Consider the following 18153-nt stretch of genomic DNA (forward strand, 5'->3'; position numbering starts at 1 on the left):
TTTACCCGTTCATGAAGCCGTTTCGGGCGCGTTGATGCCGGCGCGGCGGGCTTCTTTTTCCAGCACCAGCGCCACCAGTTTCCACCCAGGTTCAGGTTGGAAGGGTTCATCGGTCGTGGCGACGATGACTTTTTTACCGCGGAACGCCAGAAGCGGCAAAGCGTAGTCGCCCCATACTTGGCGGTACTCGTCGCAGGTGAATTTTTCGGTTAGCAACGTGGCTTTGATGACACCGCCGCGTTGCATGAGAGATTCCAATGTCTCGTAGGTCGCGCGTTCATCGAACAGAATGCGCCCCATCAAGCCGCTGGCAAACTCTTGCCCGTTTTCCTCGCGTGGGGGCAATTGGTACACCTTGCGTGCGCCGAACGTATCGCGCATGTGCACGCAGGCGAGCGCGTTGGCTTCATCGTTGCTGGTGAGCGCCAGGAAATGCCCCAGCCCACTCAGGCTCAGGTCTTCTTGCACACTTTCCGAGAGCAGATTGCCCTGGTGCGCCTCTAACCCCTCGATACGAGCCGCGCGCACATTGTGGCGGTTGGTATCAACCAGCAACACATTGAAGCCGTTTTCTTTAAGCAGTTTGGCAAGCGCACGGGCAAACGCTGTCGCGCCCATCATCAAGAAGCCTTGTGGGTCTGCTTCGGCGACGCCCAGGCGTTGCGCCACCCACTTGGCGGTGCTGCCATGCAGAAAGACCGTGCCGACGATGACCAGGAAGGTGAGGGGGGCGAGGATGGCGGCTTCCGCATACCCCAATTCTTCCAGGCGGAACGCAAAGAGCGAGGAAACCGATGCTGCGACGATACCGCGCGGCGCGACCCACGAGAGGAAAAGCCGCTCATTGCGCGAAAGGTCGCTGTTCAGGGTGCTGACCCAAATGCTGAGTGGGCGCAGGATGAAGAGCACAACACCCAGCAAGAGCAAACTGTTCACCCCCAGCAGGCTCAATTGCTCGAAGCTGACATTTGCCGCAAGGATGATGAACAATGTGGAGATGAGCAGGATGCTGATGCGCTCCTTGAAATGCCACATGTCATGCAGCTGGTGCAAACCGCTGTTGGCCAGCACCACCCCCATCACGGTGACGGCGAGCAACCCCGATTCCGATTGCAAAACGTCGGAAAGGGCAAAGACGCCGATCACCATCGCCAGCGCAAAGAGTTCGTTCAAGTAGTCGGGCACCCAGTAGCGTTTGATGAGAAAGGCGGTGATGTAGCCGCTCAACAAGCCCAAAACCAGCCCGATGATCATGATGCGGGCGAAGGTGCTGATGGCAATGAGCGACGGGTTGCCGAGGGGACCTTCGGCAATGATGATGTCGAAGATGATGACGGCGAGCAGGGCGCCGATGGGGTCAATGAGGATGCCTTCCCACTTCAAAATTGAGGCGACGCGCTGTGTTGGGCGGATGTTGCGCAGCAGCGGACCGATGACGGTGGGGCCGGTTACGACGATGAGCGCCCCGAACAAGAAGGAAATCAGCCAGGGAAGCCCAATCAACAGCCGGGCGGCGAGTGCACCCCCAACCAGCGTGACCAGCGCGCCGACAGTGATCAGGTTGCGCACAACGCCCCGTAAACGGCGAATTTCGCGGAATTCGAGCGTGAGCGCCCCTTCAAACAGGATGATGGCGACGGAGAGCGAGATGGAAGGAAAGAAAAGTTCTCCCAGCAATTCGCGGGGGTGCAGCCAGTCGAAGACCGGACCAACAAGGAAGCCGGTAATGAGTAGTGGCAAAATAGCGGGGATTTTCAGCCGCCAGGCAAGCCATTGGCACCCAATCCCCAGCACAACGATACCAGCAAGAACCAAAATGGTGTGGTGTTCCATGTACGTGCGTACTCCTCTGTTTTTTCTTGGTGTCAGACACGCTCAATCGTAGCATGAAGTGATAGGCAAGAAAAGAGGGCGCCTCAAAGCGCCCTCGTGTGAGATGGGCTGGTTTGGGTTATATGGCGGGTTGGCGCTCCACAATAATCCAATTGATGTCCCACGGGACGGATGCTTGCGCTGTCTGGCGAATGGTAATGAAGCGGGCGACTTCGGGTTGGGCGAACGCCAGACTGATGGGACCGGTGTTGTTCGGTTGCTCGGCGGCTTGTTTCCAATCTTTCCCGTTCGCCGAGAGGAGAATTTCAAAGCCGCGTGGGTGGTGCGGTTTATCGCCGTTGAAGATGTGCAGCGCATTGATGGCGAAGAGGTCGCCCAAATCGAGCATGAACCACATGCCGGGGGTTTGCGGCGCATTACTGCTCCACTGCGTCAGCCAGCGGTTATCTATCGCCAGAGGAGCGGCGTCGGGGTTGTGGCTGGCTTTGGCTTGCCAGGGGGCGGCTTCGCGCGTGCGAATCTCGCTGATGCGCCAGTGCCGCCCGTCGGGGGCGGCGGCGGTTTGTTCAATGCGAATAAACCGCACCTCAATCGGCGCGAATTGCACAAAGAGGTCTTTCCAGTTCTGACGGCGTTCTTGAATGGTCAACCAGGTTTCGCCGTCGCGCGAGAGCCGCACGCGATACCCCAGCGGGAAGGTGTTTTCGTGGCTGAGCACTTCCACCGTGTCAATGCGCCGAATTTTCCCCATATCCACCTGGAACCACATTCCCGGCGTTTGTGGGGCTTCACTGCTCCAAAACGTTTTGGGGTTATGGTCAATCGCCAGGTGAGCGTCGTCGGGGTTGTGGCTGGCGCGCGCCGTCCAGGCGGGGGCTTCGCGGAGTTCGATTTCGCTGATGCGCCAGGTGGCGTCCCATGTGGGGCTGCCGGTTTGCTCGATACGGATGAAGCGCACCGGGCGCACGTCGAAGGGAACGTACACATCTTTCCAATTGAAAGAGCGTTCGCCAACGATTGCCCATGTTTGCCCGTCGGCGCTCACCTTGACGCGATACCCCGTGGGATACCCACGCCCCGGACTGAGGAAGGTGACCGCGTCGAGCAAGCGCGGTTCACCCAAATCCACCTCGAACCACATGCCCGGTGCTTGGCGTGCGCCGCTGTCCCAGAAGGTGGCGGGGTTGCCGTCCAGCACGAGGGGGGCGTCGTCGGGGTTGTGGCTGGCGCGTACCGTCCAGGTGGGGCGTGTGGTCGCTTCAATCGTCACCGGAACGCGCAGGGGGGTGCCGCCTTTCTCTTTGAACCAGGCGACGCCTTCCTGCACGAGGTCCCATTCGAGCGTGTAGGTGCCGGGTTGCGGCGGTGTAGCGAGCGCCGCCCGCAAACTCACTTCGCCGCCGGGTGGAATCTCATCGGGGAGTGTGGTGCGCAGGTCTTTGATAGCGGGCACCGGGTTGCCCGCTTCATCATACCAGTGGTAGCCGATGTGGACCGGGTGTGCGCCGCGTGGGGGCCACGGCTGGCGGCCTGTGTTGCGCAGGCGCAAGCCCACCCGCGTTTCGACGCCGGCGGTCAGGCGAGAAGGCGTTTCGTGCGCGAGCCATTCCACCGCCCAGTCGGGGCGCTGGCTTTCCTTGACGGTCAGGGGCACGATGAGCGGTTCGTTCCCTTTCTGGCTGAACCAGAAGCGCCCTTCGAGCACCAGGTCCCAGCGCACGTGGTATCGCCCCGGTTCATCCGGCGCCTGGATGGTTGCCTGCACCGTGATACGATCGTCGGGGGCGACGGTGTGCGGGAGCGTGATGCGGAAATTGTCCCACCAGCCGGCGACATGCCCGTCCTCGGCGAGCCAGTAGTGCGCGAGGTGTACCGCTTCTGCACCGTCGGCCTGCCAGGGGCGTTCGCCCGTGTTGCGCAGCGTCAGCGAGATGTCGGCGGTTTCGCCGGCTTCAAGATGCGTGGGGAGCGTGTGCGCTTCAAACACAACGCCCCACGGTGTCTTGGTGGATGCGGCGGGGAGCACTTGCACCGTGAGCAAGCCCGGCGGTTCGGGCTTTTTGGGGAACCAGGCGACGCCCTCTTTGACGAGATTGAGCGCGAGCAGATAAGTGCCCGGTTGCGGCGGTGCGCCGATTTCGATGTCGAGGGCGACGCTGTTGCCGGGCGGTACGTCGTTGGGCAACATGGCGCGGATGTCAGGCCAGCCATGCACGGGTTGCTTTTCGGTGGTGTACCAGTGGTAGCCGAGCCGCACCATGCCGCGCCCGTCGGGTGTGCGGGCGCGCCAGGTTTCGCTGCCGGTGTTTTGCACCACCACACGCCCGCGCACGGTTTGCCCCGCGCGCATTTGGCGCGGCAATTGCACATTGAGCCAGCGGTAATCGAGTTGTGGGCTGCTGGTGCTGACACCTTCAACGCGCACCGTGCGGTCGAGGGGTTGACCGCCCACTTCATGGAACCAGGCGATGCGCTCGGCGACCATATCGAGCCGCAGGGTGTACGCGCCGGGCGTGGCGGGGGCGCGCACGTCCATGGCAATGGTGGCGGTGCCGCCGGGGGGCACGTCGGACGGCAAGCGACCCCGTTCAGCCCCTTCTTGCACCACACCATCGGCGGTGAGCCAGCGATACCCAAGATGCACGATGCCTTGCGGTGGCTCGCCGCCGGCGCGCCATGTGGCGCTGCCTGTGTTCTTCACGCTGACGGTGATGCGTGCGCTCCCCTGGGTGGGAATGCTGGCGGGGAGCGTGGCGCTCACCCATTCCACGCGGAACGGCGGGGCGGGCGGCGGCTGAATGCGCACGCTGACTGTGTGGGGGCGGCTGTCCACCTGACGGAACCAGGCAACCTGTTCGGCGACCATGTCAAGCCGCAAGGTGTAGGCGCCGGGGGTTTCAGGTGTGAGAATTTCGACGTTTTCGAGCGTGACTGTTTCGCCCGGTGCAACGTCGCGGGGGAGCACGCCGCGCGTTTTGCCTTCGATTTCGCGCCCGTCGGCGGTAATCCAGTGGTAGCCCAGGTGCACCACGCCCTTGGCGGGCTCGCCGCCGGCGCGCCAGGTTGCCGTGCCCACATTGCGCACCGTCGCGGTGATGGGCACGCGCTGTCCCGGCTGCATTTCGCCGGGCACCGTGGCGCTCACCCATTCCACACGCAGGGGCGGGGCGGCGCTGGCGGGTTCAACCGTGATGGTGTAGTGCAGGTGGCGCGCGCCGTGTTGCGTCAGCCATTTTTTGTTGCCCTTGTCGTACAGGTCGTATCGCAACAGGTAGGTGCCGGGTGTGGCGGGGGCGGTCAGTGTGAGTTGGATAGTGGCTTGCTCCGATGGCGCAAAGTCATGCGGGAGTTGAAGGTACTGCGGTGTGCCCACAACCTGGAAGCCCGGCGTGAGCCAGCGTTGAATCAGGATGATGGCGGTATCGCCTTTGGCAATCCAGGGACGCCGACCGCTGTTGATGAGTGTGCCCGTCACGCGCTTGCGTTCGCCCGGCTGCAAACGTGTGCCTGGGTTGAAGCCCTGCCAGGCGGCGCCCCATTCGGGCGGCAACGGTGGGCGGGGCACTTTTGTGCCAACCGCCTCGGCAATCGGGTAGAGATTGCCATGTTCATCTGCCCAGGTGAAGCCGTCGCGCGCCCATTGGGGGTCGGGCGAGGTGGCGATAAACGCATGCGCCGAGCCGAGGTAGGGGTATTTTTGAATTTCGGTGAGCCACCAGACGTACTGCTGGGCAAACGCCTCATGCGAGACGGGCAACCCACTTTGTCCGTTGGAATTGCCGAACTCGGTGATTTCGATGAGTTTGTGCGGAAACTTGTTGTGGTACAACTTGAACCGCAAGCCCCAGAATTCTTGTTTGTAGGTGTCGGGCTGGTCGGGGGGCGTTTGCCAGTAGACGTGGCACCCCAGCCAGTCGCTCATTTCGATGCTGTCGCGGCACCAGTCAAGCCATTCCAAATCGTTGTGCGGCACGGCAAGCCCCGGAAAGCCCAGCAACGCGAAGGGGTGGCGTGCTTTGAGAATGGCAAACACTTCTTGATACCACTGGTTGAATGCGATGGCGTCCTCGCGTGTTTGTCCCCAGCCTTCCAACCCGGTGAGATGGTTCGGCTCGTTGTGCACTTCAAACTTGGTGACGCCGAACTTCTCAAACAGGCGGTTGATGACGTCGCGGAATTCATCAGCGAATTGTTGGGGTGAAGGCACATTGCCGCGCGGCATGTGCTTGTAGAGCCGCACGATGAATTCCATGTTGGGGTTGATTTCGCGGCAACGGCGATACACGTCTTCTTTGAGAAAACTGAGCGTTTTCAGCGATTCAATCCGCGCCCGACGGATGATTTCGTAGTCGGCGGGGGTGAAGTCGGTGTCGTTGCGGGCGTGAAGCCCAATGCGTGGACGGTTGCGCGTGAACGTCGGCGGGGCTTGTCCTTCGTACACGCGGTTGAGCAGGGCGTCCACGTCCAGCCCGGCGGGGTCGCTTTTGCGCCCGGCGGGGACGGCGATGGCTTTGTGCGTGACGATGTTTTGGCGCGGAATGTTGTAGCGCGCCACGATGTCTTTCAGCAGGCGCACCAGGGCGTCAATCTGTGCGGGTGGGTAGGGGTCGTGCCCGGTGTTCGCGTTTTCGATTTCAATGCCAATCGAAAACCAGTTGACGCCTTCGCGGTTGTCCGGCGGCGGCATTTTCGATGCGCCGGCATGCCACGCCATGTCCTGCTCTTCGACGAGTTGGTAGAGTGTGCCATCCTTGCCCAGCAGGTAGTGCGCTGAAACGCCGCTGTTGGGGTTGGTCAGCCAGTTGAGAGACGGTTCCAGCGGGCCGGCTGTGGCGTGCAAGACAATGGTATCAATTTTGACGTTATTGCGCGGGTTTTTGTTGGGTGATGGTTTCCAGATTGCCCAGGCCACATCTGGTTGTGCCATTGGTTTCCCCTTCGCCGGTCTTGTGGTTGGTTGCGTACTGGTGTTTATGGTGCATGGACAAATTGTTCAAGCACGGTGCGAATGTCGCGCCAGGATGTGAGCGCCGCGCGCACAACGTCGCAGCCGGCTGCGCGCAAGCGGGCTTCGATGTCGCCGCTGACGGCGTGGGTGTCGCCCAGAATGAGCACCCGTTGCGCGGCGGCGGCTTCGTCGGGCGAAAAGCCGAAAACAACGTGCTTGGGTTGTGTGGCAAGCCATTCGTCCAGCAGGTGCAGCACGGTGGCGGTGCGGCGGTCGTCTGGCGAGCCGAAAAGGACGTAGCGGGGCAAAGGGTGCGTTTGTGAGATGGCGGGTTGGCGGGTGCGTTGAAACACCACGTAAAAACTGTGGCGGAAGCGGTCGTTGCCGTCGCCTTCGCCGATGTGGTTGGTGTGAATGCTCACCACGCGGTCGCTTGGCAAGGGGGCGTCGGGCGGTTCGAGAACGTCCACGGTGTAGATGTTCCCGCGATAGAGCGGCATGTTGCCGCCGGGTTCGTCGGCGGGTTTTTCAATGCGGATTTCACCTTCCCCGCCTGCCCAGCGCACGCGCACCCGACTGCCCATGAGCCGTTTCCCCTGTTCGTCGCGCACGTCAACCCAGAGGTGGTTGCGCCCGCGGTTTTCTTGCGGGGTGAGGTGGTGCACATGCACGGCTTTCCAAAACCACTCGCCCGGCGCAACGTCTGCCGGTTCGATGCGCACGCCGAGGGGCTCGGCGTCGTTGTATCGCTCGCTCACAGCGTTTCCTCCAATGCCGCAACTCGCTCGGCAAGGGTCAGCATATCGTCGGCAATGGCGCGCGCCGCAATGGTCATGCCTTCCGTGGACGGCGGCGCGTGCGTGCCAATCACGACCACACGGCGCGCCAGCCGCGCCGCTTCGGCGTCGAAACCGAACGCCCAGCCATGACGCTGAATCAGCGGCAATGCAAGTGTGTACACGTCGCCGGCTCTGGCGGCGTCCGCCAGCAGCCAGACGTAGGTGTCCAGCGCCTTGGTGGTGGTGGGCGGAACCGGAATGCGAATCTGCACCTCGTTGCGCCCGTCCAGCGTGAGCGGCTTGGTGAGGATGTTCAGGTCGGGAAGCGCAATGCGATACGCACCGGGGGGCAATTCTTCAAAAACAAAATGCCCTTGAGCGTCGCTCGCCGTCTCGGCAACGTTTACGCCGTCACGTTGCAGGATGAGCCGCACGGAGGGTGTGGGGGCGTTTTCCACCTGCCCGCGTATGCGTGAGAGGGCGGGTGGTGGCGCAGTCAACTCAACGTCGTGCACCTCAGGAGCCTGCTCATGGTCAATCCGAATGGGGGCGGAACGTTGCTCGATGGCAGGCACGAAAATGGTGTATTCGCCGTCAGCCAGTTCTTCAAAGAGAAAGTTGCCTTGGGGGTCGGTCATGGTTTCGGCGACAACGCGCCCCGCTTGTTCGAGAAGCACAGGGATAGGATGTGTGGCGACGTTGCGCACACGCCCGCTGATGCGCCCTGTGGGCAGGGTCGGCACGGTGAGGGTCGTCTCGGCGTCCCAGGGGGCGTCGCCGCCGATGGTAATTTCTTCCGAGCGCAGGTCGAACAGGGGCAGATGAACCGTGTAGCGCCCGGCGGGCAAGGCGTCAAAGGCGAATGCGCCGCTCTCATCGGTGTGGGTTTCGGCGATGACGTCGCTGTTGTCGCGCAGGAGAAGCACGCGCACCGGCGTGTGGGGCGCGCCCACCACGCGCCCGCGAATGTGCCCTTGTTCGACAATCGGTTCGACCAGTACTTCGCGCACGTGAATGTGGGCGGTGCTCACGCCGTCGAGGGTGAACACAATATCGCCGGGAATGTCTGCGATGTGCAAGCGATATGTCGCGGCGGGGAGATTTTCAATCACGGCGGCGTCGGGGTCAATGTCGGGTTTGTTGCCGACGGGTACGGTAATCAGCGCCCAGGGGGCTTCCAGCGAAACGCGCCGACCACGCAAGCCGGGCGTATGCACGATGATGCGGGAACGGCGCTCGGCTGTCGGCGCGCCGCTGGGGTTCTCGATGTCCAGTTGCCATTCCACCTGGGGAACCACCAACCGCACGCGGCGGCGTTCGCGCCCGTCCAGGGTGATGGGACCGGCGTGCACGTGCGGGTTTTGTTCCAGCACCAGCCGGTAGGTGCCCGCCCACAGGCGCTCGAAAGCGAAGGTGGCGGTGGTGATGCGCATGCGGCGTTCCACACGTTCAAAGCCTTCATCCTGGACAAAGAGCGTCAAATCGGCGATGGGCGGCGCGTTGACCAGTTCGCCCTCGATGGCGCTCAGACGCGGGGGCACAGTGAGCGGGGGCGGTGGGTCGCCGGGCACGGTCAGCGGCTCGGTCTGCACTCGCGTGCCGACAACTTCGGCGGTGTAGGTGCCATGCGCCACATGCTCAAAGTGGGCGCGTTCATCGGCGCCGATGACGGTTTCGCTCACATAGTCGCCGGAAGGACGGCGCAGCACGACAACTTGCCCTTCCCCATTGTGTACGGTGAGCGTCAGCGTATCCGTCGGCGTCGTCCGTGGGAGACGCACAGGCCAGGGGGCGCGTTCTTTCACGGCTTGCACGATGGGCAATTGTCCGTTGGGCCAGCGGGGCGAGTACCAGGCGCTTTCTTCCCAGTGCGGGTTGTTGTGGTGCATTTCGGCGTTCGCAATGAGCCAGGGGCAGTTGCAAAAATAGTAGTCGGGTGCGTCCGCCATGTGCGTGAAGCCAAACAAGTTGCAGGCGGTATGCAGGGTTTCATCCACGATGGGATAGCGCGGGTCCTGGGCGCGCCCCATGACCATGCCCCCTTCGGTGGTCAGAATGGGGACCTCGAAGCCAAAATACTCAACAAAAATATCGCGGTAGATGCGGTATTTCAGAAATCCGTTGCTATCGCCGCGCAAGGTGCGCCCTGGCGCACGCCCACGCAGGCGGTGGCGGTTGACTTCTTCGATTGCAATCGCAAAGCGATGTTGGGCGGCTTCTTCGGGTGAAACGGGCACGCCAAACTGGTTGACGGGGTCGTAGGGGTAGTCGTGCGGGTGGTTCAAAAAATAGTTGTGGACGGGAAGCCAGCCGCCCTGTTCAAACAGGTCGGCGCGCCCTTTTTCGGCGAGATAGCGCAAACTGCGATGCAAGAAATCAATGTCGTCCCAATGTCCGCCGGGGGTGAGCGCCGGATAGGCGGGCAAGCCTCCCAGTTCCAGCACGGTTTCGGCGTCGGCAATCCATGCTTCGGTGACAAGGATGGGCAGGTGTTCGCCGGCTTTTTGCCATTCGCCCGGTTGCCATTCTTCCACCAGGTTGGGCTCATTGTTGACTTCAAAATAGCGCACCCCAATCGCGATGAAGCGTTTGAGCCGATCGATGAGGTCTGCACTGAGCCGCCCTGGGTTGGGTTGGAAGCGATAGAGCCGCACAATGGGCATGATGTCGTGGGCGAGCAAGAGTTCGCACAGGTCTTCGGCGCCGTCGTGCAGCACTTTCACCCACTTGATGTTCATGGCTTGAAGTTCGGGAAGCCAGCGGGTGCGCACTTCTTGCAGAGGCACAGCCCCCGCTGGTCCAGCCGACCAGTGGATGCCCAAACCGGTATCGTTTTTGGGGCGCGGATAGTCAGCGAGTTGCATGCAGCACCTTCGCCGTGGCTGTTCTCAGGTTGAACAGCGTCAAGAGCGCTGACCGCCTCACTCGAGCGAGAGGGTACAGCCGGTCAAACGTTCCAGGTTGGTGTATGGGAAAATCATTTCGGTGCCTTTCCCAAAAGAGATACGGCACCCTGGTAATTCCAAACCTGTTTCAGATGGCCCTTCGTCCACGTCCAGTTCCGTGATGACGCCGATACGCCCCATCATGGGCGGCGTGAGCACGCGCACCACGTCGCCGACATTGAAGGGACGCCCGGGTTGAAGCGGGGTGGCTTCGCTGCGTGCGTCGGCGCGCATGGAGGGGATAAAGATTTCGGGATATTTGCGTTCGGCGGGATTGGGCTCAGTGGCGTTGATGATGACTTCGTGCCCATCGTGGGCGTTGAAGATGTCGAACGCCGGCTGCGCCATTGGCTCGCGATGGAAGCCGCCCAGCACCACGACGGAGTAGGGCATGCGGGTGGCGATTTCCAGCAAATCGGGGCGCAGGGTTTCCACAATCAAGCCGCGGATGCCAACCTGGGCGGCGGTTTCAAAGAAGGCGGGTTCCACTGTGCGCCCGGCAACCACAATCATGCCGCGCAGGCCAATCCCCAAGCGGCTGGATGGCATGATTTCGTGGGGGCGTTTGACGCCCATGCGGAGCACGCCGATATTGGTGTGCCCGTTGCCCCACCAGCCTTGCACGAGAGCGCCAATGGCTTCGATCACCACGCCATAGCGCGGCAGCAAGCCGATGACGGTGCCGCGGTATCCAGCGCGCAGGTTTTCTTCTTCGCCGATGGTTTCCAGCAGAATGCGCCCGTGGGGGTCAATGTGCAAGATGCGACCGCGCATAGGGGCGCGCACGCGCTTCCGCCGAATGACGCTTCCCGCTTCGGCGAGAATGTCGCCTTCTTCGACGAGTTGGTCGGGTTGCACACGCAGGGCTTTTTGGACGGCGGAGCGTTTTTTCAACCCCAGCAGTTCGCCAATGTCGAACATGTGCAGGATACGCCGTCCGGGCATTTGGGCGACGACGTCGTTGGCTTGCACGGTGCGCCCTTGTTGCACCAGGACGAGACCGGGGGCGCTGAGCAGGCGCTCGCGCTGGATGCGTACCAATGGTGCGACGATGAGTTCTTGGGGAGTAAAGCGTTCAGCTGCCCACATAGAGCATCCAATCCTGAACCAGTTTGCGTTGGGTGACGAGTGTTTCTGTTTGTGGAAGCGGACGCCCACGCGCGTCCACAATCAAGCCGACGGCGCCGCCGTGAATGGTGATGGTGCGTTTGCGCCCGCTGCCTTCGCCAATGTCAATGCCGCGCGCCGGTTTGAGTTCCAGCGAGAAGTGTGTGCCGGGGGGCACGTATTCGCGGTAGAGCTGCCCCGCTTCGACTTCGACGGTGTACGAACCGCCGCCGGGCATGGGCATGGTAAATTCAAGCACGGGTTTGCCGGGGCTCATTTCGCCAAAGGGCACGATGAGTGTGCCCAGCGATTCAAACATGTCAAACCGGAGCAGGTCGGCGATGAGGGTTTGTTCTTCTTCGGCAAGGTAGCCGACCAGCGGCAACAATCCCAGCCGCTCGCGCATGAGGCGCACGACGCCCACGGGCTGGACAGCGTCCACCAGAATCATGGCGGCTTGTGCTGGGCGCGGCGCCATTTGAATGGCGGGACCCGACCCGATGAGGAAGGTGGGGTTGGGGAAGCCGGTTTCGTGGCGGTAGGTGGCTGGGAGCGCCCGTATGGTTTTGTTGAGCAAGACCCGCGCGGCGGCGTGTTCCAGCCAGAGCAAATCTTCGATGGTGGGGCGAATGTGTGGGCGCAGGCTGCGTTGCCAGAGGAGGGCGAGCAGGTCGCGCTCCGGCGTCATGCCTGGGGTCCACCGCAGGACTTGTTCCAGGGTTTCGTCTTGTTGCAGCAGTTTGGCCATGCTATAGCCCGTGCCCCAATCCACATCAACAAACGAGCGGTATGAGAGTTCGTCGGCGGCGATGACTTGCGTGGCTTCGGAGCCAATGTGGGCGTAGAGAATTGAGCCAGGCGTTTGGCGGCTGAGTTGGCGAATGCTCAGCGTGCGCATGGCAAGGGCTGAGCGGATGGTGAAGTTCGACCAGCTCTGAATAGCGCCAAAGCCGGGCAAGCGGGCGATGCGTGTTTCCTGATAGTAGGTTTCCAGCAATTCGAGTGTTTCTTCGGCGACGGCGTATTCGTCGGGCTGGTCTTCCAACAACACCGCTTCAAGGGTGCTGTTTTTGTGCAACAGGGGGTAGAGCGTGTCTTGAACGGCTTTTGTGCCAATGACAATGACCAGCGCCCGGTCGCGTGGTTCGAGCATGTCTTGCAAGAGGGCGATGCTTTGCCCAAGTTCTTCCAGGCTGGGCGGAATCTCTTGCAGGGATGCCGCACTGACGAGGATGACATCGGGCGGGGTTTGGCTGAGTGTTGCGATGGCGTTGAGCAAATCGCCTCCCCACGAGAGCGTTTTGGGCGCGGCAACAAGTCGAAATGTGACGCGGGTGGGGAGACTGCCGGCGGCAACCATGGCAATGGGCAGGTCAATCTCTTCGTCAAACGCGAAGATGGCGACGTTCATGGGTTTCACCAGGCTGACGGTGGCGAGGAACATGTCCACGCCTTGCCCTTCCGCGTTTTCGGGTGTAATGACCGCCAGGCTGCTGCCAACGCCTTGCGCCAGAATATGCCGCCCGGTGGTTTCTTCAATTTCGCGCACTGCGAAGTTCAAGCCATTGATCAGATTGGGAGAAGGGGGCGCAATTGTTGTGGCGGCAATCCCATTGGCGACAAAACGGTAATGCCCCGCCACCTGGTCAATGAGTGCGGCGACCGTGCGCAGGTTGTCAATATCGGCATACAAGAGCGATTCGAGGATGCGTGCGTAGGTGTTCATAGTGTTTTACAGAACAAATCCGTTGATGATGAGAATGACGAGCAACAGGATCGCCAGCAACAAGAGGATAAGGCGCAATGTGCGCTGGGCGCGGGTTGGTTCTTTGGGCGGCGGCATGCGTCGCCGTGGGCGTGAGGTGCGCCGCGCCGGTTCTTGTCTCACAAGTGCTTGTTGCGCGCTGTCCGCCATATCGAGTGAAAGGGGAACTGTTTCCGATGGTTCGGCGAGTGTGCTGGATGGGAACGGCGGCACTTTGTGCGGCAGGACGATAATCGGTTCGATCGGGATGGGGTTGGGAACGCCCGCCAGCAAGCCGCTTCCTTCGACGATTTCCGCGGGGTCTTGTGGTTTGCGCGTAATGAAGACGCTTTCGCTGCTACCAACTGCCGGGACTTGTTCGGCTTCCTCTTCTTCGACAAGCCATTCCGGGAGTTCGCTAAAATCAATATCATCCGTCCAGGCGGCTTGTGCAGCCTCGCTTTGCTCCTTGGCAAGGTCGCGCAGCCAATCGGGCAAGTTTGCCATTTCATCATCAGATGGTATTCCGCCGCGCTTTTTTTCATCACTCATGGCGATTTCTCCCCTTCTCTCTGACAAGACACAGGGCTTGGCTCCTTTCAGTATAACACCAGATGCTTGTGGGGAGCAAGCGCTTTTCTTGAAGTTGCAAAGCATGGTTGAAGATACCGGTTGACCCTTTTGACACAACGCTTCAACAGACTACAATACAGCGGTGGTCGTGCTAAGCGGGGGGGTGGCGGTCCCCTGAACCCGAAATCCGCCAAAGCGGGGCTGAAATCCCCCCTTGAGGCTGCAAGTGGCCGGAACTGCCGCAGTCAGCGGTGTTGAGGGCTGGGTCCTGAGCGGCGAGAGCCCGTGAACGGGTCAGGCCCGGAAGGGAGCAGCCATAAGCGGTCACTCTCGGGTGCCTCAGGGGAGCCTGGCCTGAGCCGTCTGACTGTGTGTAAGCCGGTGCGCTGCAGTCGAGAGGGGGGTGCACGACCACTTTTTTTATGCCTGCGCGCGGCTGTTTTCTTCGCTGGTGTTGCGTTTTTCTCCATTTGCCAATCTTTCTCGCTCTCGCATATACTCCCCCTGGTTGCGGGCGCAACCAGCCGCTGTGGGGTAGGGGCGGCGCAACATGCGAGGTGGTTGTATGGCAAATCGCTGGTCATTGTGGCGCGCCATGCTCGTCGTGCTCCTGCTTTCCACAGGCGTCAATGGATGGTTGCTCTGGTGGACAACCCGCACGTCTGGTGAACCGCTCAGCCTGATTGAACCCACACCTGCACCAACACCCACGCTTGCCCCGTTGACCGTCTATGTCAGTGGGGCGGTGCATGCTCCCGGTCTGTACACTGTTCCTCCCAATAGCCGTATTGCCGACGCCATTGCCGCTGCCGGGGATTTTTCGTCGGACGCCGTGCCCGAAGCGATCAATCTGGCGCTGCCGCTGGCGGACGGCATGCACATTCACGTGCCCGCGCAAGGTGAAGCGGACGCGCCGCCTGTGGTGAGTAGCGGAAGTGGTGCGCCGTCGGGACAAGCGTCTGCGGCGTCGGGGTTGGTCAATATCAACACTGCAACCGTCGCCGAACTGGATACCTTGCCGGGCATTGGACCCTCTATTGCCCAGCGTATCATTGACTACCGCGAGCAGAACGGCGCTTTTCAGACCGTGGACGAGTTGAAGAACGTGAAGGGGATTGGGGACAAGACCTTTGCCGAGATTGCGCCCCTGGTTACCGTGGGACCGTGAGGTTAGGGCTCGAGGGTTGCGGCAACGACGCGCACAAGTGTTTGTTCTTCTTCAGGGCGTACAGTGCGTGGGTCGAAGAGTAGGCTGTCATCTTCGATGCGCGCCACAATTGGGGGTGTAGCGTGGCGTAGCGCTGCCGCCTCTTGTTGCGGGTGAGCCGATGGCAGGCGTACAACCCAGGTCGGGAGTGTTTGCCCCGGAAGTGAGCCGCCCCCAATCGCCGACTGGCTTGGCACCACATCCGCTTGACGCCCTTTTTGCCGCCAGACGCCCGCCCAGGCTTCAGCCCGTTGGCGCAACACGTCGGTTGGCGTGGCAATCATCTGCCAGATGGGAATTTCCTCCACCGCGGTGCCGCGCTGATAGGCGCGCAATGTGGCGTCGAGTGCGGCGAGTGTGGTTTTGTCCACACGGAACGCGCGCATGAGCGGGTGGCGCTTGATGGCGTCAATCACCTCACGCCGCCCGACGATACAACCCGCCTGAGGACCGCCAAGCAGTTTATCCCCGCTAAAGCAGACCACATCTGCCCCGTCGGCAATACTCTCTTGCGGGCGTGGTTCGGGCGCTAGCCCAAATTGCGTCGTATCGAGCAGAGCGCCGCTCCCCAAATCATCGCCCACCAACAGCCCATACCGCCGTGCCAGCGCGACCAATTCTTTGAGCGTCGGTTGGTGGACAAAGCCTTCGATGCGAAAATTGCTGGTGTGGACGCGCAAAATCATGGCGCATTGCTCAGGCGTGATGGCCGCTTCGTAATCGCGAATGTAGGTGCGGTTGGTCGTGCCGACTTCACGCAGGCGCGCGCCGCTTTGCGCCATAATGTCGGGAATGCGAAAACCGCCGCCAATTTCGACCAGATGCGCCCGCGAGATGAGGATATCGTGCCCCGCGGCATGGGTGGCGAGGATGAGCACGAGCGCCGCCGCGTTATTGTTGGCAACAAGCCCCGCTTCCGCCCCCGTGAGTTCTGCCAGCAACTCGCCCACGTGTGTGTAGCGCGAACCGCGCCGCCCGCTTTCAAGGTCGTATTCGAGGTTGCTGTAGCCTGCGCCCACGGTGCGAATGGCTTCAAGCGCCGCTTGGCTGAGCGGCGCACGCCCCAGGTTCGTGTGGATGATGACGCCCGTGGCGTTGATGATGGGGCGAAGCGTGGGGAACACGCGCCGGTGCAAGTGTGCGATGATGCGTGTTGTCAGCGCTTCAGGTGTCAGGTCGGGCATGCGCCCCGCGGCAATCTCATCACGCACAGCGTCGAGCGTTTCGCGCACAGCCGCCACCACGGGGGCGCGCCCGAACGCCTGCATGGCCTCTTGCAGGGCTGGCGTTTGCAAGAGGCGGTTGACCGATGGAATGCGGCGCAGGTGTTCGTGTGTCGGCATGGGTTCCTGTCTCCGGGGTTAGCGTGCCAGCAATTCCACCTGACTGACGTAGGATTCGTAATCCCACCCGCTGGCGTAGATGCTGATGGTGGTGATGGATGCCGCGTTTTGCAATTCGTCCTGCAAATTCTCAAATACAATCGGCACCCAGGTATCGCGCGGAATGCGTTGCCCAAACTCGTTGACGTAAAACCCGGCTTCATTCTGGTAGTAGAAGCCGCGCACCCAGTGGTTATCGTTGCCGTACACGTCTTTGTAGTCAATGCGCACCATCAGCGGAAACTCGGAGCTGAGTTGCCCCCCGCCGCTTAGCGATTGGTGAATGAGTTTGACATCGAACGCGAGATGCAGGGATTCGTACAAGCCCAGATAGCGGTTGAGCGTTTGGCGGATGCCGGTTTCTCCGTGGTTATTGCCGCTGTTGGTACGTTTGAACTGTACCACGCGCCGCCCGTCCAGCAACATCACGGCTGCTGTGCCGTCAACACTGCCGCCGTCGCCCCCCTGGTCGTTGTACACCACCCAGCCTTCGGCGAGCACGCCCTGAGTGATAGGCGTGGCGGTTGTGGGGTTGGCAAAATCACCATTGACGATGAGGTTGCGCTCGGCGGGCAACGGCGGCGTGGCAATGCCGCTCAGCCCCACGCTTGTGCGTTCGCCCGCTTCGATGCGGACGGCTTCGCCGGCGCTCCCTTGCACATAGGCGACGCCACTGCGGGCGATCACGGTGGTTTCGTCGGTGGATACCTCGATGCTATAACTCCCCGCTTCCAGCGTGGCGAGCGCGTGGGGCGTTTTCACCTGCACATCGGTTTTGCGCAACAGCGGCGGCGCCAGGTTCAGGCGGATTTGCCCCCGCGAAACCTGCAACACCACCTCATTGGGATTGGGGCTGCGTTCAAACCGGGGTTTGCGCATGCGCTCAATGGTCACTTCGCTGTAGGGGAAGACGAGCAAGGTGCTGCCGTCAAAAAAGTTGATTTCGGCGATATCGTCGCGGTCGGTCAAGATGCGCGCGCCTTCCTGCACGCCGTCACGCCGCTCACCTTCCGGCACGGCGACCGTGGTGTTCATATTCACTTCCTGGACAACGGGTTTCCCCGCACTGCCCTTGACGACGGCTAATTGGGGGCGTGTCGCGGTGTGCACATACCAGCGAACGCTCAACGGAATTCCCACCGCCAGCGCGCAGAAAATGGCGAACGCCGTGAGCAGGATAATCCACGCCAATTGCTCACGGTTCATGGCGGGTTGTGGTTTGTCGAGTGATGGATACAACGGGCTTTCCTGGTTCATCGTTCTGACCTCCAACAGCGGTGATTATAGCACGAGGTCGAACAAGAGGAGAACGCGACAAATTTTGTGCGGAGCAAGAAGCATAGGTTAGCGTGGGTGGTGATCTAACGTGAGATAACGTGGGCGACTCATTGATTACGCTAGACGGCGATATAATTCTTCGTTCTTTGAGAGAACGTACTTCAACGTTTTTTCAAACTCAGGCTCAGTTTGCGCCAGAAAATGTTCGAGACTGAGGCGCAATAATTCTTCGGGTGCAATTCCGAAACGTGCTGCAATTTCTTGAAGCCGTTTCCATTGTGGCTCTGGCAATGTGATTGTGATTATGGACATAAGTATTCCCTCATTTCGTTGAGCGGTTTCCGATTTCTGAGGAGT

The 18153-nt window shown here is 61.2% G+C and carries 11 protein-coding genes and 1 other RNA gene; 2 read left to right on the plus strand and 10 right to left on the minus strand.

Annotated elements, in window-relative coordinates; translation table 11 throughout:
• Nucleotides 1-9: 9 nt before the first annotated feature.
• The 7 genes from SE16_RS10705 to SE16_RS10735 all read right to left on the minus strand — a co-directional run bounded on the left by SE16_RS10705 (nt 10) and on the right by SE16_RS10735 (nt 13908).
• A complete protein-coding gene (locus SE16_RS10705) occupies nt 10-1833 on the minus strand; it encodes a cation:proton antiporter (protein WP_054493121.1) in 1824 nt (607 codons plus the stop codon).
• Between the two features lie 118 nt (nt 1834-1951).
• Nucleotides 1952-6760: a discoidin domain-containing protein gene (locus SE16_RS10710; protein WP_060687578.1), complete on the minus strand. Its 4809-nt coding sequence runs from the start codon at nt 6758-6760 to the stop codon at nt 1952-1954.
• Nucleotides 6761-6804: 44 nt separating this feature from the next.
• Nucleotides 6805-7539, minus strand: coding sequence for a hypothetical protein (locus tag SE16_RS10715; RefSeq protein WP_060687580.1), 735 nt, complete (start codon nt 7537-7539; stop codon nt 6805-6807).
• Nucleotides 7536-10424, minus strand: a complete 2889-nt coding sequence (locus SE16_RS10720) for an MSCRAMM family protein (RefSeq protein WP_054493457.1) — start codon at nt 10422-10424, stop codon at nt 7536-7538. Before SE16_RS10720 ends, SE16_RS10715 begins: the two co-directional genes overlap by 4 nt.
• A 57-nt stretch (nt 10425-10481) precedes the next feature.
• On the minus strand, nt 10482-11594 hold the full coding sequence (locus SE16_RS10725) for a KOW domain-containing RNA-binding protein (RefSeq protein ID WP_054493456.1): 1113 nt from the start codon (nt 11592-11594) through the stop codon (nt 10482-10484).
• A complete protein-coding gene (locus tag SE16_RS10730) occupies nt 11581-13338 on the minus strand; it encodes a glutamate mutase L (RefSeq protein ID WP_054493455.1) in 1758 nt (585 codons plus the stop codon). The genes SE16_RS10725 and SE16_RS10730 overlap by 14 nt, the downstream gene beginning before the upstream one ends.
• 6 nt (nt 13339-13344) lie before the next feature.
• Nucleotides 13345-13908, minus strand: a complete 564-nt coding sequence (locus SE16_RS10735) for a hypothetical protein (RefSeq protein ID WP_054493454.1) — start codon at nt 13906-13908, stop codon at nt 13345-13347.
• A 167-nt stretch (nt 13909-14075) separates the two neighbouring features.
• Between SE16_RS10735 and ffs the strand changes: the two genes are divergently transcribed.
• An RNA gene (ffs, locus tag SE16_RS10740) (signal recognition particle sRNA large type) lies at nt 14076-14340 on the plus strand.
• 154 nt (nt 14341-14494) lie between these two features.
• The gene (locus SE16_RS10745; protein ID WP_054493453.1) at nt 14495-15097 is read left to right on the plus strand and encodes a ComEA family DNA-binding protein; all 603 of its coding nucleotides are present in this window, start codon (nt 14495-14497) and stop codon (nt 15095-15097) included.
• 2 nt (nt 15098-15099) lie between these two features.
• Here SE16_RS10745 and selA read toward each other — a convergent pair whose 3' ends face one another.
• The 3 genes from selA to SE16_RS10760 all read right to left on the minus strand — a co-directional run bounded on the left by selA (nt 15100) and on the right by SE16_RS10760 (nt 18108).
• On the minus strand, nt 15100-16479 hold the full coding sequence (gene selA, locus SE16_RS10750; protein ID WP_054493452.1) for an L-seryl-tRNA(Sec) selenium transferase: 1380 nt from the start codon (nt 16477-16479) through the stop codon (nt 15100-15102).
• Between the two features lie 18 nt (nt 16480-16497).
• Nucleotides 16498-17775 carry a FecR domain-containing protein gene (locus SE16_RS10755; RefSeq protein WP_054493451.1) on the minus strand — a complete coding sequence of 426 codons (1278 nt, stop codon included), beginning with the start codon at nt 17773-17775 and terminating at the stop codon, nt 16498-16500.
• A gap of 135 nt (nt 17776-17910) precedes the next feature.
• The gene (locus SE16_RS10760) at nt 17911-18108 is read right to left on the minus strand and encodes a hypothetical protein (protein WP_054493450.1); all 198 of its coding nucleotides are present in this window, start codon (nt 18106-18108) and stop codon (nt 17911-17913) included.
• Nucleotides 18109-18153 lie beyond the last annotated feature (45 nt).

It is taken from the genome of Ardenticatena maritima (assembly GCF_001306175.1).
Taxonomy (GTDB): Bacteria; Chloroflexota; Anaerolineae; order Ardenticatenales; family Ardenticatenaceae; genus Ardenticatena; species Ardenticatena maritima.